The sequence below is a fragment of the Pseudomonas sp. R76 genome, from assembly GCF_009834565.1.
Taxonomy (GTDB): domain Bacteria; phylum Pseudomonadota; class Gammaproteobacteria; order Pseudomonadales; family Pseudomonadaceae; genus Aquipseudomonas.
Genome location: NZ_CP019428.1, coordinates 3,862,861 through 3,888,284 on the forward strand (window position 1 = coordinate 3,862,861; position 25,424 = coordinate 3,888,284).

At 61.4% G+C, this 25,424-nt stretch carries 24 protein-coding genes and 1 pseudogene; 11 read left to right on the forward strand and 14 right to left on the reverse strand.

Going from position 1 to position 25,424, the window contains the following annotated elements; genetic code table 11:
• Positions 1-198 precede the first annotated feature (198 nt).
• Positions 199-1,197, reverse strand: coding sequence for an alpha/beta fold hydrolase (locus PspR76_RS17195; protein WP_159957147.1), 999 nt, complete (start codon positions 1,195-1,197; stop codon positions 199-201).
• Between the two features lie 275 nt (positions 1,198-1,472).
• Between PspR76_RS17195 and PspR76_RS17200 the strand changes: the two genes are divergently transcribed.
• From PspR76_RS17200 to PspR76_RS17210, 3 genes are read left to right on the forward strand one after another with little or no spacing between them, the layout of a single operon-like run.
• A complete protein-coding gene (locus PspR76_RS17200; protein WP_159957149.1) occupies positions 1,473-3,008 on the forward strand; it encodes a flavin-containing monooxygenase in 1,536 nt (511 codons plus the stop codon).
• Positions 3,005-3,895, forward strand: a complete 891-nt coding sequence (locus PspR76_RS17205) for an SDR family NAD(P)-dependent oxidoreductase (protein ID WP_159957151.1) — start codon at positions 3,005-3,007, stop codon at positions 3,893-3,895. Before PspR76_RS17200 ends, PspR76_RS17205 begins: the two co-directional genes overlap by 4 nt.
• Before the next feature lie 15 nt (positions 3,896-3,910).
• Positions 3,911-4,759, forward strand: coding sequence for a metal-dependent hydrolase (locus PspR76_RS17210; protein ID WP_159957153.1), 849 nt, complete (start codon positions 3,911-3,913; stop codon positions 4,757-4,759).
• On the opposite strand, the gene PspR76_RS17215 is transcribed toward PspR76_RS17210, so the two are convergent.
• The gene (locus PspR76_RS17215) at positions 4,756-6,828 is read right to left on the reverse strand and encodes a PTS sugar transporter subunit IIC/EAL domain-containing protein (protein WP_159957155.1); all 2,073 of its coding nucleotides are present in this window, start codon (positions 6,826-6,828) and stop codon (positions 4,756-4,758) included. The genes PspR76_RS17210 and PspR76_RS17215 overlap by 4 nt on opposite strands.
• Before the next feature lie 174 nt (positions 6,829-7,002).
• Between PspR76_RS17215 and PspR76_RS17220 the strand changes: the two genes are divergently transcribed.
• Positions 7,003-7,332, forward strand: coding sequence for a DUF6388 family protein (locus PspR76_RS17220; RefSeq protein ID WP_159957157.1), 330 nt, complete (start codon positions 7,003-7,005; stop codon positions 7,330-7,332).
• A gap of 8 nt (positions 7,333-7,340) precedes the next feature.
• Here PspR76_RS17220 and PspR76_RS17225 read toward each other — a convergent pair whose 3' ends face one another.
• The 6 genes and pseudogenes from PspR76_RS17225 to tssA form a co-directional block, all read right to left on the reverse strand.
• Positions 7,341-8,135: a serine/threonine-protein kinase gene (locus PspR76_RS17225; RefSeq protein ID WP_257792563.1), complete on the reverse strand. Its 795-nt coding sequence runs from the start codon at positions 8,133-8,135 to the stop codon at positions 7,341-7,343.
• A gap of 20 nt (positions 8,136-8,155) precedes the next feature.
• Positions 8,156-8,791: pseudogene (locus PspR76_RS17230) on the reverse strand (type VI secretion system baseplate subunit TssF); the annotation flags it as partial.
• Entirely contained in the window at positions 8,781-9,200 is a 420-nt protein-coding gene (tssE, locus tag PspR76_RS17235; RefSeq protein WP_159957161.1) for a type VI secretion system baseplate subunit TssE, read from the reverse strand. The pseudogene PspR76_RS17230 and the gene tssE, both read right to left, overlap by 11 nt.
• Positions 9,197-10,675, reverse strand: coding sequence for a type VI secretion system contractile sheath large subunit (gene tssC / locus PspR76_RS17240; RefSeq protein WP_159957163.1), 1,479 nt, complete (start codon positions 10,673-10,675; stop codon positions 9,197-9,199). The genes tssE and tssC overlap by 4 nt, the downstream gene beginning before the upstream one ends.
• A gap of 27 nt (positions 10,676-10,702) precedes the next feature.
• Positions 10,703-11,200, reverse strand: coding sequence for a type VI secretion system contractile sheath small subunit (gene tssB / locus PspR76_RS17245; protein ID WP_159957165.1), 498 nt, complete (start codon positions 11,198-11,200; stop codon positions 10,703-10,705).
• A gap of 32 nt (positions 11,201-11,232) precedes the next feature.
• Positions 11,233-12,786, reverse strand: coding sequence for a type VI secretion system protein TssA (tssA, locus tag PspR76_RS17250; RefSeq protein WP_159957167.1), 1,554 nt, complete (start codon positions 12,784-12,786; stop codon positions 11,233-11,235).
• 501 nt (positions 12,787-13,287) lie between these two features.
• Between tssA and PspR76_RS17255 the strand changes: the two genes are divergently transcribed.
• Complete coding sequence (locus PspR76_RS17255; RefSeq protein ID WP_159957170.1) at positions 13,288-13,803, forward strand: Hcp family type VI secretion system effector; 516 nt, start codon at positions 13,288-13,290, stop codon at positions 13,801-13,803.
• 56 nt (positions 13,804-13,859) lie between these two features.
• On the opposite strand, the gene PspR76_RS17260 is transcribed toward PspR76_RS17255, so the two are convergent.
• Positions 13,860-14,681: an aldo/keto reductase gene (locus PspR76_RS17260; protein ID WP_159957172.1), complete on the reverse strand. Its 822-nt coding sequence runs from the start codon at positions 14,679-14,681 to the stop codon at positions 13,860-13,862.
• 106 nt (positions 14,682-14,787) lie between these two features.
• On the opposite strand from PspR76_RS17260, the gene PspR76_RS17265 reads away from it, so the two are divergent.
• Entirely contained in the window at positions 14,788-15,282 is a 495-nt protein-coding gene (locus PspR76_RS17265; RefSeq protein WP_159957174.1) for a DUF1543 domain-containing protein, read from the forward strand.
• Positions 15,283-15,286: 4 nt separating this feature from the next.
• Here PspR76_RS17265 and PspR76_RS17270 read toward each other — a convergent pair whose 3' ends face one another.
• From PspR76_RS17270 to PspR76_RS17280, 3 genes are all read right to left on the reverse strand, one after another.
• On the reverse strand, positions 15,287-15,832 hold the full coding sequence (locus tag PspR76_RS17270) for a GNAT family N-acetyltransferase (protein WP_159957176.1): 546 nt from the start codon (positions 15,830-15,832) through the stop codon (positions 15,287-15,289).
• Between the two features lie 124 nt (positions 15,833-15,956).
• Positions 15,957-17,162, reverse strand: a complete 1,206-nt coding sequence (locus PspR76_RS17275) for a TPM domain-containing protein (protein WP_159957177.1) — start codon at positions 17,160-17,162, stop codon at positions 15,957-15,959.
• Between the two features lie 79 nt (positions 17,163-17,241).
• Entirely contained in the window at positions 17,242-18,480 is a 1,239-nt protein-coding gene (locus tag PspR76_RS17280; RefSeq protein ID WP_159957178.1) for a TPM domain-containing protein, read from the reverse strand.
• 129 nt (positions 18,481-18,609) lie between these two features.
• On the opposite strand from PspR76_RS17280, the gene PspR76_RS17285 reads away from it, so the two are divergent.
• Both PspR76_RS17285 and PspR76_RS17290 read left to right on the forward strand, forming a co-directional pair.
• Positions 18,610-19,425, forward strand: coding sequence for an alpha/beta fold hydrolase (locus PspR76_RS17285; protein ID WP_159957179.1), 816 nt, complete (start codon positions 18,610-18,612; stop codon positions 19,423-19,425).
• Positions 19,415-20,548: a PAS domain-containing sensor histidine kinase gene (locus PspR76_RS17290; protein ID WP_159957180.1), complete on the forward strand. Its 1,134-nt coding sequence runs from the start codon at positions 19,415-19,417 to the stop codon at positions 20,546-20,548. The genes PspR76_RS17285 and PspR76_RS17290 overlap by 11 nt, the downstream gene beginning before the upstream one ends.
• On the opposite strand, the gene dapF is transcribed toward PspR76_RS17290, so the two are convergent.
• On the reverse strand, positions 20,545-21,348 hold the full coding sequence (dapF, locus tag PspR76_RS17295) for a diaminopimelate epimerase (RefSeq protein ID WP_159957181.1): 804 nt from the start codon (positions 21,346-21,348) through the stop codon (positions 20,545-20,547). The genes PspR76_RS17290 and dapF overlap by 4 nt on opposite strands.
• Positions 21,349-21,456: 108 nt before the next feature.
• Between dapF and PspR76_RS17300 the strand changes: the two genes are divergently transcribed.
• Both PspR76_RS17300 and PspR76_RS17305 read left to right on the forward strand, forming a co-directional pair.
• The gene (locus PspR76_RS17300) at positions 21,457-22,503 is read left to right on the forward strand and encodes an alginate lyase family protein (RefSeq protein ID WP_159957182.1); all 1,047 of its coding nucleotides are present in this window, start codon (positions 21,457-21,459) and stop codon (positions 22,501-22,503) included.
• Between the two features lie 43 nt (positions 22,504-22,546).
• Positions 22,547-23,041 carry an AAA family ATPase gene (locus tag PspR76_RS17305; RefSeq protein ID WP_159957183.1) on the forward strand — a complete coding sequence of 165 codons (495 nt, stop codon included), beginning with the start codon at positions 22,547-22,549 and terminating at the stop codon, positions 23,039-23,041.
• A 37-nt stretch (positions 23,042-23,078) separates the two neighbouring features.
• Here the strand turns inward: PspR76_RS17305 and PspR76_RS17310 are convergent, their stop codons facing one another.
• On the reverse strand, positions 23,079-24,665 hold the full coding sequence (locus tag PspR76_RS17310) for a L,D-transpeptidase family protein (RefSeq protein WP_159957184.1): 1,587 nt from the start codon (positions 24,663-24,665) through the stop codon (positions 23,079-23,081).
• Positions 24,666-24,703: 38 nt separating this feature from the next.
• Between PspR76_RS17310 and PspR76_RS17315 the strand changes: the two genes are divergently transcribed.
• On the forward strand, positions 24,704-25,417 hold the full coding sequence (locus tag PspR76_RS17315; RefSeq protein WP_159957186.1) for a murein L,D-transpeptidase catalytic domain family protein: 714 nt from the start codon (positions 24,704-24,706) through the stop codon (positions 25,415-25,417).
• Positions 25,418-25,424 lie beyond the last annotated feature (7 nt).

Below are 25,424 nucleotides of genomic sequence, written 5' to 3' on the forward strand. Positions count from 1 at the left end.
TTCGCTCTTAAGCTCTTCAAAAATTGTTTCAAATTAGACATTGAAATAATTTTTTTAAATAAATAGCGCGGAATCGTTAGGTCGTCAACTAGTTTCTCGAAGGCTTTTTGACGTGACCGGGCAGTCTCTTTTTCAGCCATTTGGTCAGGTGTCTAAAGCAGGCATCGACGCCGTTGAACCGCGAATCGGATAGCACAGTTATTTACTCGCCAGGGCAAACGGCGGGTGCAACAGCGTGGCGCTTTCGGCTGGGCGCACGCGCTTGGCCACCTGCTCCACCACCGCCACCACACGCTCTGTGGCGGTGATCGGCAACATATGCCCACGGCCCTCCACCACCTGCAGCTTGAGCCCCGGCACCTTGCTCGCCAGGGCCTGGCCGTGCTTCTGGAAGTCCAGCACCTTGTCGCGCGCACCATAGATCAGCCCGATCGGCAGGGTCAGTTGCGGGTAGCGCTTGACCATGTCCGGCAAGTGATCGTTGACCGTGTTGATCTCGGTGGAGGCGGCATAGAAGTTGTGCGGGCGCATACCCAGCAGCCCGCCACCGCGCGTGGCGAAGTCATCTGGCGCGGCATCCGGAGCGAACACGCCTTTCACCACCGCGCTGCGGGTCAGCAGGCCCACGGGCATGGTCAGGGTGTGTGCCATCCAGCGGCGCAACAGGGCCGGGCGCACGGCCAAAGACAGAAACACCGCCGGCAGCATGCGCTGCGGATGGGTCAGCGGCGCCACCAGGATCAACCCGGACACCGCCTGCGGGTGATCAAGCGCCAGGGCCAGCGCTATCGCGCCGCCGAGGGAATGGCCCAGCACCAAGGGTTTATCCAGGTCCAGCGTCTTGATAAACGCCGCGATTTGGCGGGCCTGGGCCGGCAAGTCTGCCGCCGTACCCGCCTGCCGGGTGGAATAGCCGGAACCCGGACGGTCCAGCGTGATCACGCGAAAGCGCTCACGCAATTGGCCGGACAAGGCATACGTCAGGTTACGACTGCTGCCCATCAGCCCGTGAATCATGACCAGCGGTGGGCCTTTACCTTCCTCGACATAATGAAAGCGCTCGCCATCAACCTCGACGAAACGCCCGTTGATCGGCACGCGGGCTTCTATTCGCCGTGTCATCCAGGCACTGAAGCCCCATAACACGGCACTCGCGCCGACCAGTACTCCCGCAGCGACAACCCATTCAACAGCCATAGCTCGGTCCTCTGCTTCCCTGCCGCTGGCGACCTGACCGGTATTGATCAAGGCCTCAGCCATCGTCCACACCCTGGACCTAAACTGCATGCATACGGTGCGCGTCCGTCGGACAAATCGCACATGCGGAACAAGGTCCTAGCGTAGGCGAAATTTTCAGGTAGATTATTTAAAATCTTTTTTAAAATAATTAATTCATTTTTCCTTTGCAATGGTGTTCTATCTAAAAGACAAAACAAAAACAGGAGCACATCGATGCCCACGAGGGACAACCCATGAATGCCCACAGCGATTCCATCGACATCGCCATCATCGGCTCAGGTTTTGCCGGCCTGTGCATGGCGATCAAACTCAAGGAAGCCGGGTTCACCGACTTCTTTATCGCCGAGCAGGCCGACACCCTCGGCGGCACCTGGCGTGACAACCACTACCCAGGCTGCGCCTGCGATGTGCAGTCGCATGTGTACTCGTTTTCGTTTGCGCCCAACCCGGACTGGACGCGGCAGTTCGCACCGCAGGCGGAGATCCGCGCCTATCTTGAACAGTGCGCGCAACGTTTCGGGCTGGCGCCCTACTTGCGCTTCGGCATGGGCCTTGAACGTGCGGTGTTCGATGAACAGCAGCAGCGCTGGCAACTGCGCTTCAGCGATGGCCGCCAGGTCAGCGCGCGGGTGCTGGTGTCGGGCATGGGCGGCTTGTCGCGCCCGGCGCTGCCGGATATTCCAGGGCTGGACAGTTTCAAGGGCAAGCGCTTTCACTCCCAGCACTGGGACCACGACTATTCATTGAAGGGCAAACGCGTGGCGGTGATCGGCACCGGCGCCAGCGCCATCCAGTTCGTGCCGCAGATCGCCCCGCAGGTGGCGCACCTGGACCTGTTCCAACGCACGCCGCCGTGGATCATGCCCAAGCCCGACCGCGAAATTTCCCGCCTCGAACGTTGGGCCTTCAAGCACCTGCCCTTCACCCAGCGCCTGGTGCGCGGGGCGTTTTATTGGGCGCTGGAAGGCCGCGTGGTGGGCTTTGCCCTGCATCCTCGGCTGATGAAGATGGTGCAGAAAATTGCCCTGCGCCACCTGCGCAAACAAGTGGCGCGCCCTTCCCTGCGCAAAACCCTGACGCCGGACTACACCATCGGCTGCAAGCGCGTGCTGATCTCCAACGACTACTACCCGGCGCTGTCGCGCAGCAATGTCGAGGTGGTCACCGACAGCGTGCTGCGCATCGAAGCCGATGGCGTGATCACCGCCGACGGCATCAAGCACCCGGCCGACTGCCTGATCTTTGGCACCGGCTTCCAGGCCACCGACCCGCTGCCGCGCGATTGCATCATCGGTCGCGACGGCATCGACCTGATGGACGCCTGGCGCGACGGTGCCCACGCCTACAAAGGCACCACCGTGCCGGGCTATCCGAACCTGTTTTTGATCGTCGGGCCGAACACCGGCCTTGGGCACAACTCGATGATTCTGATGATCGAGGCCCAAGTCACCTACATCCTCGATGCGCTGAAGCAAATGCAGCGCCAGCGCCTCGCCACGGTCGACGTCAAACCGGCGGTCGAGCTGGCCTACAACAGCCGACTGCAGGACCAGCTCAAGCGCACCATCTGGAACACCGGCGGTTGCCAGAGCTGGTATCTGGACCCGCGCACCGGCAAGAACACCACGTTGTGGCCCGGCTCGACCTGGCGCTTCAAGCAGGTCACGCGGCATTTCGCGCTCAAGGACTACCTCACCGAGCCGTTGCCCACGCCCACCCCGCGCCCGGTTGCGGCGCCCCACTCCAGCGTAGAAGGCAGCCTGTCATGAAATCATTCAACGGCCGCGTAGCGGCAATCACTGGCGCGGCGTCCGGCATGGGGCGTGCCCTGGCCCTGGCCCTTGCGCGCGAAGGTTGCCACCTGGCGCTGGCAGACAAGAACAGCCAAGGGCTGGAACAGACCGTGGCGCTGATCAAGGCCTCGACGCTGACCCCGGTGACGATCACCACCCAGGCGCTCGATGTGTCCGACCGCCAAGCCATGCAGGACTGGGCGGCGCGCTGCATGGCCGACCACGGCCAGGTCAACCTGATCTTCAACAATGCCGGCGTGGCGTTGTCGAGCACCGTTGAAGGTGTGGACTACGCCGACCTTGAGTGGATCGTCGGCATCAACTTCTGGGGCGTGGTGCATGGCACCAAGGCATTCCTGCCGTATCTGAAAGCCTCCGGCGATGGCCATGTGGTCAACACCTCCAGCGTGTTCGGCCTGTTCGCCCAGCCCGGCATGAGCGGCTACAACGCAACCAAGTTTGCCGTGCGCGGCTTTACCGAAGCCCTGCGCCAGGAACTCGACCTGCAACGCTGCGGCGTGTCGGCCACCTGCGTACACCCTGGCGGTATTCGCACCGATATCTGCCGCAGCAGCCGCATCGACGCGAACATGACCGGTTTTTTGATCCACAGCGAGCAACAGGCCCGTGCCGACTTCGAAAAGCTGTTTATCACCGATGCCGACCAGGCCGCCAAGGTCATCCTGCACGGCGTGCGCAAGAACAAACGCCGCGTGCTGATTGGCCGCGACGCGTACTTCCTCGACCTGCTCGCTCGCTGCCTGCCCGCCGCGTATCAAGCCCTGGTGGTGTTCGCCAGCAAGCGCATGGCGCCCAAACCCCGCGCGCCGGTGTTTGAAACCAACGACGAACCTCGTCTCTGAACAGGAGCACCTGAAATGCTGCCCATCCGTCGCGACATCCGCTTTGCCTTGCCTGCCGAGCGCATCAAGGACTGGCATGAACAAGGCCCGTTCATCACGCATTTCTTCAATGCATTGTCACTGCTGTTTCCTCAAGGCGAGCTGTTTTTCATGGACAGCGTGCGCCACTACCGCCAGCGCATCGACGATCCCGAACTGAAAAAAGAGATCCAGGGTTTTATCGGTCAGGAAGCCATGCACAGCCGCGAACACGTGGCCTACAACGATCACTTGCAAGCGGCCGGCCTGCCGGCGCACACCCTGGACCGGCGCCTCAAATTCATCCTCGACCTGCAGAAAAAACACCTGCCGCCGTCGTTCAACCTGGCAGTGACCATCGCCCTTGAACACTACACGGCGATGCTCGCGGAAATCCTGCTCAGCGACCCCACGCGCTTTGGCGATTCACTCAAGGGCTACCAGCAAATGTGGTACTGGCACGCCCTCGAAGAAACCGAGCACAAAGCCGTGGCCTACGATGTGTGGAACCGCGTGATCAAGCCCGGGCCTGGGCGCTATCTGCTGCGCACCGGCACCATGCTGACCACCACCCTGTTCTTCTGGCTGGTGGTGTTTGATTTTCACGTGCGCCTGCTGATCGCCGACCGCAAGGCCGGCGGGCACCTGAAGGGCTTCTGGCGCATGCTCAAGTTTCTGTATGGGCCCAAGGGCGTGTTCCCACGCATGGTGCGGCCGTGGCATCACTACTTCAAACCGGGCTTTCACCCCTGGGACCACGACAACCGCGCGCGCCTGGCGCGGATCGAAACGCTGGTGGAGGAAATCGAGCAGACCCAGCGCGAATACGCCGCGCAGCCGGTTTAAACCTGGGCCGCCGCGCGTTCGCGCACAAAGCGTTGCAACTGGTCGGCGGGCAGCGCCTTGCTGAAATACCAGCCCTGAATGAACAGCTCAGTGCCGGTATTCAAGAACGCCAACTGCTCGGCGGTCTCGACGCCCTCGACCACCACGCCCAGGTTCAGCGCCTCACAAAAGCGCAGCATGCCGGTCAGCACCTGCGCACCCTTGGGGTCGCGCTGGGCCACCACAAAGCTGCGGTCGATCTTGATGAAGTCCACCGGAAACTGGTGCAGGTAGCTCAAGGCGGAAAAACCGGTGCCGAAGTCATCGATATACACTTTGGCGCCGATGGCCTGCAGTTTGTGGATGGTCTGGCGCGTGGCCTGGATATCACTGACCAAGGCGTCCTCGGTGATTTCCACCGACACTTGGCCATGGGCCTGGGCGAGCATTTCCACCAACCGATCACCGTAGGCCGCATCGGTGAGGGTGGCGCTGGAAATATTGATGGTCATCGGCAAGGCAAAGCCGCTCTTGCGCCACATCTGGTACTGGCGCACCGCCTGGGACGCCACCCACACATCCACGTCCGGCATCAACCGCGCCTGGGCCAGCCACTGCAGGAACTCCCAGGGCGAATGCACCGTGCCCTGGTTGTCCCGTGCACGCATCAGCGCTTCGCAACCGGTGCACAGGCCGGTGCGCGTGGAGATTTGTGGCTGGAATTCGAGGTAGAACTCGTAATCGCTGATCTGCTGGATACGGCTTAACTCCACGGCCTGGCGGGCCACGCGCTTGTGCGAGGCCAGCACCGGGTCCAGTTCCAGCAGGCGGCCTTTCTCTTCGAGGCCGCGAAAGGTCATGTCCAACGACTTGAGGTACACCGTGCCGCCTTCGCTGGCCTGCCGATGAATCGCGCGCACATACGGCGCATACACCAACGTGCCGAGGCCCAGCAACGCCAGTTGCAGCACCACCGCCGCCACGTCGCCATGGGTGCTGAGGTAGGCGTTGAGCAGTACCGGCGCGGTAAACGGCACACTGGCCACCGCCGGTGACACCCACCCCACTTGCACCACCGTCAGCGCCAGCAGCGTGTTGACGGCCGGCACCAGTAGAAACGGAATGAACAAGCGCGGGTTGAGAATAATCGGCAAGCCGAACAACAGCACCTCACTGACGTTGAACAGCGACAGCGGCAAACTGGCCACCGCCAGCAAACGCATGGGCTGGCTTTTGGAAAACAGCAGGATCGCCAACAACAGGCACAACGCGCCGCCCGAGCCACCGATAAACGCGAAACTGCCGAGCAAACCGCTGTTGAGCAGGTACTTGACCGGTTCACCCGCAGCGGATGCGCTGGCGTTCAGCACCACGGCCTGGTCCAGCACATCGAACAACGGCTGCATGGCATACACGCCATGAATACCGAAAAACCACAGCAGCGAATTCATCAAGCTCACAAACAAACCGCTGCCATACGGCGATTGCAACGCGTCGAGCACCTGCGGCCCCTGCAGTTGCGCCACATAGGGAATCTGCAACAGCAACGACAACAGCACCACCAGGCACAGCGCCGTGATGGCGCCCGGCACCACCATATTGATGGTGCCGCGCAGGTTATGGCCCACCAGGTCCGCGTTGACCAGCCGGGTCCAGCGAAAGCGGTGCAGCCAGGCCATCGCCGGCACATTGAGCAGCGGCGAGGCAATCGCGATAAACAACATGAACGTGGCCGACGCCCGTGGGTACTCACGCAAGACAAACGTGGCGACCATCACATGGGCCAGGCACAGGAAGGCGACCGGCAATTGGGGCAGGCGGTGCTGGATCGCCAGCATGTAACCAATCGAGGCCGCCACCAGCAGCGGGATCACCGAGCTGATCTGGTTGTGCAACCCGGACAGAAAGGCCACCACCTGCGGATCGAACCCCAGCACCTTGGCGCATTCAGACAAGATCAGGAAGCCGGCCGACACCAGCAGGCACGGCAAAATCCACAACAAGCCTTCACGGATCGCGCGCAACGATTCGGTGCTGGCCAAGGCCGCCAGACGCTGCGTCAGGAACAGTTTGAACAGCGTTTGCGCCATGACCAATCCCTCTGCGCCCTCGATAGGCAAGCCCGAAAACCCGCGTTAACGCTACACGCCCTGATAGCCTGCGCGAAAGGCTTTTGCCGCACCTGCGGGTAATTATTCCGCTAACCTGTGGCTCGTTCGGGGCATGGCCCCCTTTAATTAACTCACCCAAACGGGAGCAAGCCCTTGTCAGAACCCGGTGATAACCACCAGCGCGCGCTGGACCGATTCCTGAGCGAACATCCGGACCTGGTCACGCAGCTGGACACCCTCAACCCCCTGGCCGCGCAGGCCAAGGGCGAAACCCTGGCGCAGTACCGCGCCGAACGCCTGCACGAAGCCTTTGAAGCCGAAGCGGAACGCCAGAACCTGTTCGCCTGGGAACTGACCCTCAAGTTGACCGCCGACTCCACCGAAGCCTTCGAAGCCCAGCGCCTTGAGGTGCACAAGGAAGTCGCGCAGATGGCGGGGTTGAGCTGGGCTGAATACTGTCAGTTGCATGGTTTGGCGGGATAAGGTTTTTGCTACAGGTACCAGGCACGTCGCGCACATCCCAGCGCGTCGCGCAATTCGGCAACGGTGAGGGTTCGGCGCTCAGGGTCAACCGCCAAGGCTGCGCGTAACGCCGGCCTGCACTGCCTGGGCAGTTGCCGAGGGCGCGCCAGTGTTTGCCTGGGTTGCTGTTCGCCAAGGCGCTTGCCTTGGGCCAATTCGTAAACAATGCACGCCACGCCATACAGGTCGGCGGCGGCGGTCAACGCACCGCCCGCCAGCAGTTCCGGGGCGGCGTAAGCGCGGGTCCACGCGTTAAAACGGTTGCGGCTCAAACTCGGCAAACCTGCCGCCACCTGCGCCTGAGCAAGGCCCAGGCCAAAATCGAACAGGCGAATGCCCTCCTCGCTCAGCATGACGTTGGCGGGTTTCACATCGCCATGCAGCACATTTCGCTGATGGGTATAAACCAGCGCATCCAGCAACTGCAAGACCATCGGCTGCAGCTCTGGCCACGACAAGCCCCCCGGACATTCCAGCAGCAATCGGTCCAGGGTGACGCCGTGCAGCAACTCCATGGTGAAGAACGCCGTACGGTTGCCGCTGTCGACCTCGAACGAAAATGCCCGGACCACGCACGCATGACGCAGGCTGCGGGTCGTCGCGAACTCGCTGTACAGCAGCACATGAGCGTCAGGGCACGCAGCAAAGGCTTCGCCCAGCAGTTTGAGGGCGACGCTGGAACTGGGCTCGCCAAACTGCTCGTGCAACAGGTCTCGGGCGCGATAAACCACGCCCATGCCGCCCCTGCCCAGCTCGCGCTCCAGGTGATAGCGCCCGGCGAGTAAACCGGGTGCCCGTCGGCGCGGTTGACCGGCAAGCCTGCGTGATCCAGCAAGCGTAAATCGATGCCGTCAAGGTGGCGCAACAAACTAAGGTAGAGGCCTTGGCTGATGTAGCGGTCCCCCGCCAGGTGCAGGCGCAAGGAATCAAATGCCAGCTCAGTGAAATTGCCTTCGGCACTCATGTTCAAGCGCAGGTCCAACCGTGCGGTTTCGCCCTGGCACGTGTACTCCAGGCCGCTGAGTTGCAGTGGCATGACGTCGGTGGCGTAGCAGGTCCGAAAGCGACAGCGCTCGCCCTGGACTGCGGCGCTTTCCACGGCGGTATCGCGCGCCACTCGCACACTGGGGCCGGCACGTTTCAAGGGGTCAAATTGCAGGATGCTGAACGCAGGCATTGGCCGCATGTAGTTCGGCCATAGCAAGTGCATCAAGGAATGCGTCAGCTCTGGCAACTCGTCATCCAGCTTCTGGCGCAGGCGCCCCGTGAGGAACGCAAAACCCTCCAGCAGCCGCTCTACATCCGGGTCCTGGCCGGTCTGCGCAAGAAACGGTGCCAACGCAGGGTTACGCTCAGAGAACTGCCGCCCAAGTTGGCGCAAGGCGCTCAGCTCACTTTGGAAATAGCGGTTAAAGCCCATCAGCACTTACCTCGACGCGACCGGCATCCGCCAGCCGCGCATGAAACACAACCGGCTGCATGACACCCTCCACCAGCAGCGCTGCTTCGATCGAAAAAGCCAGGGTCAAGGGTTCACTCACCCGTGGCAGAACCCTGACGCGCACATTCGCCAACCGCGGCTCGTACGCCCGGATGAAACGTTCGATCAGTACGCGCGACTGGCTCAAGGATTCATGCAGGCTGAGCCGCATATCATTGAGGTCAGGCAAGCCGTAGTCAGGCAGCGTCTGGACACTGCCTGCGCGGGTGCTCAGCATTTTTCCCAAATGTGCAGCAACAGATGCCACGCTGCACGCCGGGGTTGGCGCATCGCATTCAAGGCGTTCGAAAAGGCTATTGTGGTGGGGCCTCCCCTGGCTTCGGCTCATTCTTTATCGAGCTTGCCGACCAGCGACAACGTGAAATCTGCGCCCATGTACTTGAAGTGCGGGCGCACGCTCAAGTTAACCCGATACCAGCCTGGTTCTCCGTCGACATCGCTGACGACAATGCGAGCTGCGCGCAATGGGCGGCGTCCACGCACCTCTGCACTGGGGTTCTCCTGATCGGCCACGTACTGGCGAATCCACTTGTTGAGTTCCAACTCCAGGTCCGTGCGTTCTTTCCACGAACCCAGCTGCTCGCGCTGCAAAACCTTGAGGTAGTGAGCCAGACGATTGACCACCATCATGTAGGGCAGCTGGGTGCCAAGTCGGTAATTCAACTCGGCCGCCTTGCCCTCTTCACTGATGCCAAAAGACTTGGGTTTTTGCACGGAACTGGCGGAAAAGAACGCCGCATTGTCACTGCCCTTGCGCATGGTCAGGGCAATAAAGCCTTCTTGTGCCAGCTCGTATTCACGCCGGTCAGAAACCAGCACTTCGGTCGGGATCTTGGTTTCAATCTCGCCCATGCTCTGAAAGTGATGCAGCGGCAAGTCCTCCACTGCCCCGCCGCTTTGCGGGCCGATGATGTTCGGACACCAGCGAAAGCGCGCGAAGCTGTCGGTCAGGCGCGTAGCAAAGGCATACGCGGTATTGCCCCATAGATAGTGCTCGTAGCTGTTGACCACGGTTTCCCGGTAGGCAAAGGTTTTAACCGGGCATTCAAGCGGGTCGTAGGGCGTTCGCAGCAGGAAGCGCGGCACCGTAAGGCCGATATAGCGCGCGTCTTCGCTCTGGCGAAAACTTTGCCATTTGGCAAACTGGGGGCCTTCGAAATGGTCCCTGAGGTCCTTGAGATCAGGCAAACCAGTGAAGCTTTCCAACCCAAAGAAGGCCGGCCCGGCAGCGGCAATAAAAGGTGCGTGAGCCATACAGGCGACGCTGGATGCGTATTGCATCAGCCTCACGTCCGGTGCACTGGGTGACAGGAAATAGTTGGCGATGATCGCGCCGACCGGCTGACCACCGAACTGGCCGTATTCGGCGCTGTAAATATGCTTGTAAAGCCCGGACTGGGTAATTTCCGGCGAGTCCTCAAAATCATCCAACAGATCCTGCCGCGAGACATTCAGCAGTTCGATCTTGATGTTCTCTCGGAAGTTGGTACGGTCGACCAGCAGCTGCAAGCCCTTCCAGGCAGACTCCAGCGCCTGGAAATCCGGGTGATGGAGAATTTCGTCCATTTGCTGGCTGAGTTTGGTGTCGATCTCGGCAATCATCCGGTCGACCAGGCGTTTCTTCACCGGTTCTGCGCTGTTCTGCGGCTTGAGCAGTTCCTCGATGAACGCCGACACGCCACGCTTGGCAATGCCGTACGCTTCGTCGTCGGCACTCAGCAATGTCTGGGCAACGATGTTGTCGAGGATGCTGTACTCGTCAGTGGCGCTTGCGGGCTGCGGGTTGGGCTGGGTGGTGATCATGGTGTCAGTGTCCTTTTACTGAAGTTTTCAGGTGACGGGGCTGCTCAGCCCCAGCTCAGCAAGTACCCGCGCACGCGACTCGTCATCGGCCAGTGCCTGCTCAATGGCTTTGCGAAAGCTGGGTGTATTGCCCAAAGGCCCTTTGAGCGCCATCAACGCCTCCCGCAATGCCATCAGTTTTTGTAACTCGGGTATTTGCTCAACCAGGTTCGCGGGGTTGAAATCCTTCATCGAGTTGATCCGCACCTGGACGGCCAACGCTTCGACATCCGTGTTCTCCTGCAAGCGGTTGGGCACGCTCAACGTCAGGCTCAACGCCTGTTTGGCCAGCACCTCATCAAGGGTGTTCTTGTCGATACCAATGGGCTTTCGATCTTCGAGCTTGCGCGAATCCTCACGCTGGCTGAAATCCCCCAGTACAAGCAATTTCAACGGCAGCTCGACTTCCTCTTGAGCGCCGCCAATGGCGGGCTTGAAGGTAATATTGATACGTTCCTTGGGTGCTACCGAACCGTCTTTGGCCACGGCCTTTCTCCTTTTTTGGTCGGCTCGAAAGCCTATTCAAGTACCGCTTCGAGATCGAAGTGGCACAACCTGCGATGGGTGACTTCCTTGCGTTCGCGCACGCCGTGGTCTTGTGGCAAAAGGTCGTAACAGCGATGCAGCAGCCGCGCGACTTGAAAGGCCAACTCGGGTTCCCAGCGGTCCAGGCCTGCGTGCTGGAGTTCAAGGTCCATCTGCTCAAGCTGGATCCTGCCCAGCTCATGCTTGCCCGCCCGGATGCACAACCTGGCCAGCGCCAATCGCCAATGAAAGCGCGCGCGGTCACTGCACGCGGCGTGCAAACCTTGCTTGAGCTCACCGACCGCCGCCTTCAGCCCCTCTTTACGCAGCCTCGACATCACCGCCTGCAACGCCGTTTCCCAAGGCGCACCGCCCACATCGACCACGGCACTTGAGGGCTCGGTCTTGTGCAGATGGCGAAGCACATGCAGTGCGATCCAGTCAGCTGTCGCGGAATCGGCAAACCCGCTGCCGTCGTCAAACTTGAACTGAGGCAGGCTCGGCAGCCGTTGCAACAACAAGGCAAAATTCATTTCCAACTCGGTCATGGCCAAGTCGGCCTGCAAGGCTTCAAGGCACTCCCAAGTCATACGCAACCCATCGAACCAGAACAACGCGCCAGCCAGGCTCACCTCGAGTTCCAGTAAAAGATCGGCGTAATGTCCCTGGTCAAAGCGGTCCTGGAACCGTTTAAGTTTGTCGGGCGACGGCGCACGCAATGCCGTTACTCGCTCGCTATTGGCGTCGGGGTAATTGACGAGCGCAAGCCATGCAAGGGTTCGGCTCAGGCGCAAGGCTCGCAGGTCTGTCGCACTCTGGCGTAGCCACCAGGCGCACAAGGGGCGAGCCTGCTCCTGCAATGCACGCAGCAGTTTGTGGGCGTCTTTTTCGTTATTCACCGACTGCTCGGGCTGGCGCAATTGCGTTGCCGCCTGCTTTACCTGGGCAATAACACCCGCCACTGCGCCAGGCTCAGGACGGCTTTGCGCGGCAAGTGCCAGGCGCTCCGACAGTTGCCTGCGAATCGGTAATAACAAAGGCGCATCGTCACCCAGGCGCTCGCCCCATATTTCGTCGAGGCTCGCGAGGTGTTCAAGCAGCGCCTGAAACACTGTCTGCTGTTCGGTAAGCGAGAGGTTCTGCGCAAACAGCGGCTCCAACCGCAACACCAGCCAATTGAACGCAGCGCTGCGGGTCCTCGACTTGGCGGGGTACACAACCGCCCAGTGGTGCACACACAGGTGGCGTAGCAAACCGAGACCCGCCAGAAGCCCGGGAAATGAATCACGCTGATACAACGCCCATGTCAACCAGACAGCGACCCGCAGATCCTTGGAATGCTCACGCAGCAGACGCTCACCGTTCTCGCTGACTTTGTGCCAATCCGGCTGGCTTGCACCATGAATCGATTGCGCTTTGCCAAGCTCGGATTCCAAGGCCTCGAACTCGCTGGAAAACCGACTATCACAGCCGGCAAAATCCTGTGGCGAACAAGGTAGCCGCGCAACTTCAAGGTAATAAGCGTACAGCGTGTCTGAATAATCCATTTTAGGCCGCAGGTAACTATTTCAAGGCAAAGGTTCAAGGCAAAAGTTCAAGGCAAAAGCAGCACACTAATTTCAATTAACCAATCAGCGCTCCATTTGCTTCCTGTTCATTTTTTGAGGAAGCCATCGAACCTTAGCCATCCAAAAAGCAATCAGCAAGCCAGGGTTTTACACTTAAGAAAGTTCCTACAGCCCCAGTAAATAAAGGCCTGCGCAACAGCTTGCGCAGTTCACCCAGCCAAAAATCCCGTTTAACCTTAAACATCCGCATCCACGCACCACAAATAGTGCGAGCAACTAACTGCACATAGGTGCGCAAAAAAAGACACTAAAACACCGACAAAAATCAGGACAACTTCTTAAATACTTACCCAACTAACGCCAAAGACCGCTATTTCATTAGCGTTCGTCATTTCAGGCACGCTTCTTGTTATAGAGACTTGCCTGAACGGCCTTCATGCCGCTCAGGAATACTTACTTAATCAGACAAGGAAACCAGTCATGCCAACACCCGCGTACCTCTCCGTCACCGGCGTCAAACAGGGCTTGATCACGGCAGGCACATTTACCCAGGATTCGGTCGGCAACATTTATCAGGAGGGCCATGAGGACCAGATCCTCGTGCAGGCATTTGCCCATCAGGTAATCATTCCCCGCGATCCGCAATCGGGCCAGCCAACCGGCCAACGGGTGCACAAACCACTGATGATCAGCAAGGTCTTCGACAAATCCTCACCGCTGCTCTTCAGCGCGCTGACCTCGGGCGAAGAAGTGTCGTGCCGGCTGGAGTGGTTCCGCACCTCCTCGGCCGGCACCCAGGAGCATTACTTCACCATCGAGCTGGAAGGCGCGACCATCGTCGACGTGCAATCGCGCATGCCCAATTGCCAGGACCCTGACAATGCGCACTTCACGCATTTGGAGGATGTGTATTTCACCTATCGCAAGATCATCTGGACCCACGAAGTGGCCGGCACGTCCGGCTCGGACGACTGGCGGAGCCCGGTCGCCGGCTAACTTCGGCTGACGCAGGCACGGCCGCCAAGGACGGCGCCGTGACTGCTGCCGGTTAACTACACCATCGCCAGCGGGTGCTTGCGTTTGGGGGCGCCGAATACGCGGTCGATTGCGTCCAGGTCGTGCTCATCCAGCACCAGTTGCGCAGCCCTGGCATTGAGCCGCACGTGTTCGGGTGTAACGGCCTTGGGGATGGCGATCACACCGTCCTGGCGCAACACCCAGGCGAGTGACACCTGGGCCGGTGTCACCTCGTGGCGACGGGCGATTTGCTTGAGCGTGGGGCTGGCCAGCAACTCACCGCCCTGGGCGATGGGGCAGTAAGCCATGAGCGGCAAGTGGTGCTGTTGCCACCATGGCAGCAGGTCGAATTCAATGCCGCGCTCTTCAATGTTGTAGAGCACCTGGTTGGTCGCACAGGCTGGGGAGGCAAGTTCCTGCAGGTCGGCCACGTCAAAGTTGGATACGCCCCAGCGGCCGATCTTGCCGGCTTCACGCAGGCGTTCGAAAGCCTCGACGGTTTCTTCAAGAGGGTATTGGCCGCGCCAGTGCAACAGGTACAGGTCGATATAGTCAGTGCCCAGGCGTTGCAGGCTGGCTTCGCAGGCGCGGGGCACGCCTTTGTGACTGGCATTGTGAGGGTAGATTTTGCTGACGAGAAACACCTGGTCGCGCTTGCCGCGAATGGCTTCGCCGACCACCTCTTCGGCACCGCCTTCGCCATACATTTCAGCGGTATCGATCAGGCTCATGCCCTCGTCGATACCCAATTGCAACGCAGCGACTTCAGCCCGGCGCTGGTCCGGGTTTTCGCCCATGCGCCAGGTGCCCTGGCCGATGACAGGCACGGGAACACCGGCCAGATCGATAGTACGCATGACAACCTCCTGATGAGTTCGCGGGTTAACTGTGTGGCACTGACCGGACAAAAGGGTTCAATCGAAGTATGGTTAGCCTTTGCCAAGTCGCCAGGAAGAACCTGCAATGCTGTTTGTCGTCATGCTCGGGGGTAAGCACCCACGGGCCAGAATTGAAGTTCACGATGTGGTGTTCGCAGTGGCGCCAACGCTGCAAGCCACCTACCCGCAACTGCGCGACGGCTGGTTCGGCAGCCCCAAGGGTGTGCATATCGACTCCTGGATGGCCGTGGAGGGCGTCGACGGCTGGAAAGTCGAGATCAGCCACATGGCACCACAAGCAGACGCGCACCACCTGTACTTCATCAACCTCGGCGGCTATGAAGCCAACGTATTTGGCGAGGCTCATCATTATTTGCTGGTGGTTGCCCGCGACAAAAAGGAGGCGATGAGCAAGGGCAAACAGCAGATGCTGCGCCACTGGTCACAGGCCCATACCGACGGCGTGCTGGATATCGACGACTGCCTGCCGATCGACCTGGTGGACGGGCGCTATGTCCATCTGGTGCAAGGCCCGCATCGACCGATCATCCAGCAGAACGACTATATCGTTCTGCCCTGACGCCTCACACGTCGAGTATCAGGGTTTTACCAAACAGGCGGTTGCCGTGGGTTTCACCCTGGAAGGTGTAGGTCGGTGAACCCAGCACCTCATAGCCGCGTCGAGGGTAAAAGCCCAGTGCGCGTTCGTTGCCGACCCACACGGTTGCCCACAGTAACGCAGCGCCATCGCGTGCTGCGCTTTGCTCCGCCGCGTGCAGCAGCTGATAGCCCAGCCCCTGGCCGGTAAAGCGCTCCTGAATATAGAGGCGTTGCAGCTCGGCAGCGTCAGCGGTGTCGATCATCGAGTGGCTGGCGTTAAGCTTGATCTGGGCGAAGCCGACCAGGTGGCCGTTGGTTTCAGCCACCAGCAACGCAATGCCGGGTTGCGCAATCAGTTGGGCGATGGTGTGCGGCGCGAAGGCTTGCAGTGCCTCATGGGCAATCGAGCTGCGAATGCCTTCAGTGGCGTAGGTATCGAGAAACACCTGCATGCCCAATACGCCAATGCACAGCGCATCCTCGGCAATGGCGGCACGAATAATGAACGTTGGGGTGGGGGCGGTAGGCATTGAGCGTCCGTACTCAGGGTGGAAAAGATCACCGTTTTACCACGAATGCAGGGCGAAGGCGTTGAGCTGTTCTACGCCCGTTTCAGCTTTAAAAGCTGGGTGGGTTACGAGCCGCGCTAGTGGCTTACCAACTGCCCGACGCCCCGCCGCCGCCACTGGAACCACCGCCACCGGACGAGCTGCTGCTGGAGCTGGAACTCGAGCTTGCGGAACTTGAACCCGACCCACCGCCCGACCCCGAGCCGCCATCGGAAATGCTCGTCAAAAACACAATAAACGCAACGACGGAGGCCGCCGGTATTGCCAGTAGCCAACCCTGGTAACCGTGCCCGAGCATCAACCCCACCGCCACATACACCGCTGCCACCGCCAGCACACGCACGAGGAAGAAACGTGGTTTGGTCTTCCAGGATTGATGGATGACAAAGAACAGCCCCACGTACAACGCCAGCACCAGGGCGCCGCCAAACGGCAACGCCAGCCAATGCACGTAGTTGACTTCGACGAAGTGGCTCACCACCAGCACCGCGACGATGTAGGCCAGCGCTGCCACCACGCAGTAAAATACCGCGCGCGCCAGCCACAGCGCGCCAAACGTGGCCCCGCCGATCAGCAGGGTCAGTGGAAAGGCCACCAGGTACACCGGCCACTCCTGCCCGCCCGAATAAATCGTCAGCAGCACCGTCACCGCCACGGTGGCAATCAGCGCCCGGCGCCAATGCAGCTTGCCGGCGGCGATTAATACACCGCCGATGGCGCCGGCGATAAACGCCAGCAGTACCGCGATGATCTGCGGATTCACCTGCGGTGCCGCCTGCTGTGGCAGGTCGCCGCCGTCCACCAGCACGGTCAGATCGTTGACGGCTTGTTGCACGCCGCCCGCATAGTCGCCCTGGCGAAACGCCGGGGTGATGTGTTCTTCAATGATGCGATGGGCCAACAGGTCGGTGACGGTGCCTTCCAAGCCGTAACCCACCTCGATGCGCACCTTGCGGTCTTGCTTGGCCACCACCAGCAGGATGCCGTCGTTGACATCCTTTCGCCCCAGCTTCCAGGCGCGGAACAGTTGGTTGGCGTAGTCCTCGATGCTCGCACCGCCGGTAGTGGGCACCAGCAGTACCGCGACTTGCGCGCCTTTGCGCTGTTCAAGGGCGGCCAATTGGTCGTTAAGGCGCTGGGTCGTGCTGGTGTCGAGGGTATTGGTGAGGTCGATTACCCGTTGGTCGAGGGCTACGCCAATCGGCGAAGTGTCTGCCTGCGCTGTGCTCAGCAAGCCGATGAACACCAACGCGAGAAGACTCAAGACGGATTGCCGCAGAATCGCCATCATGTTTGTTACCTGAAGTTTCAACCGGGAGCCGCCGACTTTACCTGATCGGGGCTAAAGCACGTATAAGTCACGCCAGTCGTTACCAGCTTCCGGAAGCCCCACCGCCGCCACTGGAACCGCCTCGACCCGCACCGCCGCTGCTACCGCCAGCGCTACCGCTGCTGGAGGAACCGCTGCTCGAGCTGGACCTGCGGTATCTCGAGCGGGAGGAGCCGCCGCCCGACCCTGAGCGAAAACTGCTGGCGGTCAGGCAAAAGATGAATACCCCCGCAAACGCGGCTTTCGGCAACGCCAGCAACCAACCGCCAGGACCGGCGTGCGCGTCCAGCCCGGCTCCCACAAACACCACGGTTGTCAGCAAAAACCGCACGAAAAACCCCACTCGGCTCCTGCGCCAGGCGTCTTTCATGACCCAAAACAGCGCCAGGAACAGCGCCAGAATCGCTACTGTTCCCAGCAAAAATGCCAACCAGTCGAAGAAATTGACGTCGCGGTATTGATTCACCACCACCAGGCTGACCCCATAGATCAACAGCGCCAGCGCGCAGTAGAACACTGTGCGTGCCCTCCACAGCCAGCCGAAAACCGCGGCGCCGATCAGCAGGTTGAGTGGAAACACCACGAGGTACACCGGCCATTCCCGACCGCCGCAAACCCCCACCACCAGCGCAGTCAGCACCCCCATGGCAATCAACGCGTGGCGCCAGTGCAGCGTGCGGGTCACCACCAGCACGCCGACGCCGGCACCGACAATGAACGCCAGTAACACCGCGCTGGCGCCCAGGGGCAACCCCTTTTCAGCGTCCCTGGGCAGGTCACCGCCGTCTACCAGCACGACCAGGTCATTCACGCCCCTGGCCACGCCGCCCACGTAGTTTCCCTGGCGAAACGCCGGCGTGATGTGCTCGTCGATGATGCGATGGGCCAGCAAGTCCGTGACGGTGCCTTCCAGGCCATAGCCCACCTCGATGCGCACCTTGCGATCGTCCTTGGCCACCAGCAGCAGGATGCCGTCGTTGACGTCCTTGCGCCCCAGTTTCCAGGCGCGAAACACCTGGTTGGCATAGTCCTCGATGCTCGCGTCGCCGGTGGTCGGCACCAGCAGCACGGCCACCTGTGAGCCTTTGCGTCGTTCAAGCGCGTCGAGTTCGAGTTTCAGGCGGGCCAGGGTTTGGGCGTCGAGGGTGCCAGTGAGGTCAATCACCCGCTGGTCGAGGGCCACGCCAATCGGCGAAGTCTCGGCCTGAGCGGTGACCAACAGGCCGGCGACCATCAACACCAGCAAACTCACAACAAATGGATGCAACCACCGCAACATGTCCGTACCTGACGTTTCTTCCTGAAGTCGCCGACTTTACCTTATCGACGTATAACGCGTGACCCCACGCCTGCGACTATCTAAACTGCGCCCATACCCACATAGCAAAAAGCCATACACGAGAACGCCATGGACCTGAAGCACCGCAACAACGTCAGTGTGACGGGCAATGGCATGGCGACCCTGGTGTTCTCGCACGGGTTCGGCTGCAACCAGGCCATGTGGAATTACCTGGCGCCGGCATTCGTCGACCGCTTCCGCGTGGTGATGTACGACTTGGTCGGGGCCGGCCTGTCGGACCTCAGTGCGTTCGACAAAACCAAATACGCCACACTGGCTGGTTATGCCCAGGATTTGAACGAGATTGTCGACGCCTATGCAACGGGCCCGGTGATCCTGGTCAGCCATTCGGTCAGTGCGATGATCGCCACCCTCGCCGACCGCCTGGCGCCTGGGCGCATCGCCGCCCATGTGATGATCGGCCCTTCGCCGCGCTACATTAATGACGCCGATTACGTCGGTGGTTTCCAGCGCAGCGACATCGCCGACCTGCTCGACACACTCGACAGCAACTACCTCGGCTGGTCCAGTGCGATGGCCCCGAAGATCATGGGCGCGCCGGGGCAACCGGCCTTGAGCGACGAGCTGAGTGACAGTTTTTGCCGCACCGAGCCCGACATCGCCAAGCAGTTTGCGCGGGTGACGTTTATGTCGGACAACCGCCAGGACGTGGTTGGCCTGGCCACGCCGGTGCTGATCCTGCAATCGAGCGATGACCTGATCGCCCCGGTCGCCGTGGGTGAATACCTGCACCGCGTGCTGCCCAACAGCGCTTACTGCCTGGTGGACAACGTCGGCCATTGCCCGCACATGAGCGCGCCAAAGGCCTGCGCGGCGGCCATGGAAGACTTCCTGGCGCCGTGGGCGATTGCCGATGTCGGCTGAGTTGTTCGACAACGCCGCCTGCGCCCTGGCCGTCACAGCTGAAGACGGCACGATCCTGCAGGCCAATGCGCGCTTCAGCGAATGGCTGGGGTTCAGCCGCGCCGAGTTGTGCGGGCGCCGCTTCCAGGACTTGTTGACCATGGGTGGGCGGATTTTCCACCAGACCCACCTGGCGCCGATGCTGCGCCTGCGCGGCAGTGTCACCGAAGTAAAACTCGACATGCGGCACCACGACGGGCACAAAGTGACTGTGCTGCTCAATGGCAACAAGCGCGAGCAGGCTGACGCGGCGGTGTACGACCTGGCCTTGTTCGGCACCACCGACCGTGACAAGTACGAACGCGAGTTGCTCAACGCACGCCACCTGGCCGAAGCCCTGTTGCAGGAAAGAACCGCCACCGAAATTGCATTGCAGCAAGCCCAGGCCGAGTTGAGCGAGGCTTACGCGATTGCCCAGCGCCGTGCGCTGTTTGCCGAGCAGATGGTGGCGATCGTCAGTCACGATTTGAAGAACCCTCTTACCGCGATCCGTATGGCGTCCGACTTTCTCAACCGTGGCGAGCGTACGGCCAAAGAGCATCAGTTATTGGGCCATATCGCCCAGTCCTCCGAGCGCGCCCATCGCATGATCGCCGACTTGCTGGACTTCACCCAGGCCCGGGTCGGCCACGGTATTTCCATCAAGGCCGCACCGTTGGACTTGCATGCGGTTATTGCGCTCGCCGTGGATGAGCTGCGCGTGGCCTTCCCCAAGGCCACGCTGGAGCATCACGCCGAAGGCCAGGGCGACGCCTGCCTGGATGCCGACCGCGTGCAGCAGATCATCGGCAACCTGGTGGCCAACAGCGTCGCGTACGGCGACTTGCGCCAGCCGATCAGCGTGACCTCCAGGCTCGGCGAGAAAGGCTGCGAAGTGTCGGTTCACAACTACGGCGCGGTGATTCCAGAAGCATTGCTGGCCGACCTGTTCGAGCCCATGACCCGTGGCACCGACCAGGGCAGCGAGGTGCGCAGCGTGGGCTTGGGCCTGTACATCGTGCGTGAGTTGGCCAGAGTGCACGGCGGCGATGTGGCCGTGAGTTCCTGCGCCACCGGCGGTACGACGTTTACGGTGAAATTTTAGAACACGTACGCGGCGCCCTGCATGACCGGCTCAACGCTGCCGGTCAACACCACACCGCCCTGCCCGTCCCATTGCACCGTGACCGTGCCGCCGTCGCACTGCACCTGCACGGTGTCGTCCAACAGGCCGCGCCGAATGCCGTTGACCACCGCGCCGCAACAACACGAACCGGAGCCCAACGGCACACCGCCGCCGCGCTCCCAGATGCGCAAGCGGATGTGGTTGCGGTTCAGCACCTGCACGAAGTGCACATTGGTCCTGGCCGGGAACAGCGGGTGGGTTTCGAGTGCCGGCCCCACGGCTGACACATCGATGGCGGCAATATCCTCGACAAAAAAAGTGCAGTGCGGATTGCCCATGCTGCACGCGGCCGGGTTGCCGTCGATAGGCAAGCTGCGGGTGTCCATCACTTCGGCCAAGGGCACGGACGCCCACTCCAGCGATGGCGCGCCCATATCGACCGACACCTGCCGCGCGGCCGCGCGCACACAGGTCAGCAAGCCGCGCTCGGTGCGCAATACAATCGAATCGCTGCCGGTTTCATGCATCAGGCGGTCGGCCACGCCCCGGGTGGCGCTGCCGCAGGTCTGCAGCGGCGTGCCGTTGGGGTTCCAGAATTTGATGCGCGCAGCGGCGTCGTCGCAGTCAAGTACCACGGCCAGTTGGTTGAAGCCGATGCCAGTGTGGCGGTTGCCCAGGCGGCGGGCGATCTGCGCGGTGATCGGGTCGTCCTGGCCACGGCGGTCGATGATGATGAAATCGTCGCCATGGGCATGCATCTTCACGAACGGCAAGGTCATGAGCGGTCCTGGGGGAAAAATGAGTGGAGATCCAGCATACGGGAGTTTCATCCAAGCCGATTCGGCCACATGTTAGCGTGGGCGCGTTCTCATCCTGCAGAGCCCTCGATGAAAAAAACCGCCTTCGTTTTTACCACACTGCTCGCCACGTTTTGCCACACGGCCGTCGCCGCCGCGCAAGCACCGAGCCTGTGCCAGCCGGCCTTGTCGAACCCGACATCCCAGGCACTGGTGACTGCCGCGCAACGGCATTTGGCCGACGTGCCTCAGCCCCTGCCCCATCTGCACACCGAAGGCACCCTGCCTCACCAGGGTATCCGCGAGCAAAGTATCGCCGCCGAAAAGGATTGGCCGGTGATGCGCCAGGCGGCGCTGGCGTGGCGATTGAGCCATGACCCGCGCTACCTCAAGCAAGTCGACGATTACCTGGCGGCGTGGGCCGAGGTGTACCAGCCGGACTTCAATCCGATCGACGAAACCAACCTCGACATGCTGATCAACGCCTATGCGCTCACCGCCGACAGCCTGCAACCGGCGACACGCGAGGCCAGCCGTCGCTTGATCAGCAGCCTGGGCAACGGCTACATCGCGCGCATCGAGCAGTTTCACGGGCAGAAAAAAGGCACCCAGACCAATAACTGGCAGAGTCATCGCGTGAAATTGGTCACGGTCGCGGCCGCCGCGCTGGGTGACCATGCGATGCTTGAGCAGGCCCATCAGCTGTTTAAACAGCAGATCGCCGATAACGTACTGCCGGACGGTTCGGTGACCGACTTTCAGGACCGCGACGCCCTGCATTACGTGGTCTATGACCTCGAACCGCTGGTGCAAGCCGCGCTGGCGGCCAAGCCTTACGGGGTCGGCGGCGACTGGCTGAGCCTGCGCGCGAACGGCGCGTCCCTGGCCGCTGCCCTTGATTGGCTGGTGCCCTATGCCACTGGGCAACGCAGCCATCAGGAATTCGTGCACACCCATGTGCAATTCGACAAAGATCGCGCTGGCGTGGGCGAAGCCGGTTACAGCGGCACCTGGCAACCCCAGAGCAGTGCGACGTTGTTCTGGCTGGCGGCGCAGTTGGACAAGCGGTATTTGCCCGTGGCCACGCAATTGGCCGCGCACCCGGCCGACTGGATCAGTGCCTGCTATTTAAAGTAAGCGCCGCTAGACTGGCCGCACTGCCCTTTGCAAAGGATTGACCATGCTCATTGTGTTCAGCGGCCTGCCCGGCACCGGCAAAACCACGCTTGCCCGCGAGGTGGCGCGCCAGGCCGGCGCGGTTTACCTGCGTATCGATGTGATCGAACAAGCGCTGCGCGGTTCTGGCGTATTGGCCGGTGATGTGGGGGCCAGCGGTTACGACGTGGCGAATGCGTTGGCGTTGAGCAATTTGCGCCTGGGCCACAAGGTCGTCGCCGATTGCGTGAACCCGGTCAAGGAAAGCCGCGCGGCGTGGCAGGCAGTGGCGACCGCAGCGGGAGTTGAGTTGCTGGATATACAGGTGGTCTGTTCGGATCGGCAGGAGCATCGGCGCCGGGTTGAAAGTCGCGCAGGTGATATTCCTGGCCTGGTTCCGCCGAGTTGGCAGTCGGTGACGGCGCATGAATATGAGGTGTGGGATGAGGTGCCGCTGACGGTCGATACTGCGATTGTGACGGTAGATCAGGCGGTCGCGTTGATCCTGAGGCACATCTAACCTGTGGCGAGCCCGCTCGCCACAGCAAGCCCACACCCTAAAGCACCGCCCCCATCGCCTTCATCAACACCGGGTCGCGCCCGTAAATGTCCGGCGCGTACACCAGCCCGCCCTGGCGATCGACTTCCACGGTCCAATAGCCCAGCAACACCGGCACCGGCGTCGCCAGCCTGAATTCATGGGTCACGCCGGTGGCCAGCAACTCGTCGGTGCGCGTGCGTTCGGCCGGGGTCACCAGCAGGTCGCGCAGCAGCAACGGTTGCTCAACCCGCACACACCCGGAGCTGAACGCGCGCGGGCCTTTGGTAAACAGCGGCTGGCTGGGCGTGTCATGCAGGTACACCGAGTAAGGGTTGGGGAAGCGCATCACGATTTTACCCAGCGGGTTGCGCGGGCCAGCGTCCTGGCGCAGGAGAATATTGCCGGGGCGCGCCCAGTCGATTTGCTCAGGCGCCAGCGGGCGGCCTTCGGGGTCGAGCACTTGCAGGTTTTGCTGGCGCAAATACTCGGGGTTGAGGCGGATCGCCGGGAGTTTGTCCTCACGCATGATGGTCGGCGGGATGGTCCAGGTCGGGTTCAGGGTCAGCCGGGTGATACGCGACTTCAGCAGCGGCGTCTGGCGTTCGGCGCGCCCGACTTGCAGGCGGGTTTGCCACACGGGGATGCCGCTCTGGTAGACGCTCAATTGCGCAGCGGCGACGTTGACCAGCACACCTTCAGGCTCCAGGTCCTGAGCCAGCCAGCGGAACCGCTCAAGGTTGATGCGCAGTTGGTCGCGGCGCATCGCCGGGCTGATATTCAGCTCGGCCACAGTGCCTGCGCCGATCACGCCGTCGGCCTGCAACGAATGGCTGAGCTGGAAGGCTTTGACCGCCTTGACCAGTTCGTCACGGTATTGCTTGCCATTGCCGGTGGGCGCCTTGGCCAGGTAGCCGCCACGGTATAAGCGTTGCGCCAGCTCCGGCACGCGTGGGTCTTCCATGCCGGGGCGCAGCAACGGGCCAGTGGCGACCGGGTCCCAATGCGGCAACGGTTGCAGGCGCACGGTGGCATAGGCATTGCGCAAACTGCGGTAAAGGTCGGCGCTGGGGCGCGCCTGGTCGAAGGCTTGGGCCATATTTTGCAAGCCACTGGCGGCGAAGGCCAGCACCTCGGTATTCGGGTCGCGGGTCGGCGGCTGGGAATGCCACAACGGCTCGAAGCGCGATTGCTGCAAGCGCCCGTAATGCAAATCCTGCAGGGCTTGCAGGTACTGGCGGCTGACGTCGATATCGCTGCACAGCACGTTGGCCGTGGCGTCCGCCGCAGGCAGGCTATAGTGGGTGGGGTCCAGGCCGTCGTCGGCGAGCATCAGCAACTGGGTGTTCAGGGCTTGGCGGCGATCATCGGCGGACCACAGCGGCACATCACCCTGCTGCTGGTAGAAGGCTTGCAGGCGCGATTGGGCTGCGGCGTCGATGTGCGGGGCGAGGCTGGGGCAAACGCTGGGCAACTGCGCAAGGGCCTGTTGCAGCGGGCTGGCTGAAATAACCGGCACGGCGCCCACGGGCAGCTCATCGGCTGTCGCGACCAGTGGTGCAACGAGCAGGCAAATGCTCAAGTAACATGCGTGTTTTTTGAACAATTGACTGGCTCCAATCCACAGCGGGGGACGTTTTGTAGATGCTGACTTTCATGTGCCGCTTCGGTTTGATCACCGTCACCCTGGCCGCGCTGAGCAATTTTGCGCTCGCCGCCAATGGGAATACTCCTAACTTGTATAGCAGCCTGGCGCGCTCGGCTCCAGAACTCAATCCCACCGTGCTGAAAAGCGCCCTGAACGCCGTGCAGTGCGCGGTCAATAATGGCGAGGAACGCTCAGAACGCCTGGCGGTTATTGACTACTCCCAACCCTCGACCGCTCGTCGGCTGTGGATCTTTGACCTACGCAAAAAGACCTTGGTGCTGCGCGACCTGGTGGCCCACGGGGCAAAATCCGGGGAAAACTTCGCCACCCAATTTTCCAATCGTGAAGGCAGCCACCAGTCCAGCCTGGGCTTGTTCCGCACCCAGGAAAGCTACCTCGGCACCCACGGCTACTCGTTGCGCATGGACGGCCTGGAGCCAGGTTTCAATGATCAGGCCCGCGACCGCGCACTGGTCATTCACGCCGCCGACTACGTAAGCCCCTTATGGAGCAAGCGCGAAGGCCGCATCGGCCGCAGCCAGGGTTGCCCGGCTGTACGCCCGCAGGTGGCGCGCCAGGTGGTGGACAAGCTCAAGGATGGGCAGTTCATGTTTTCCTGGTATCCGGACCAGCATTGGTTGAAGTCCTCAACCTATCTCAATTGCAAGCCCCAACAGGTGGCGAGTAGTCGTACAATCCGTGGTGGTTAGCCTGTCC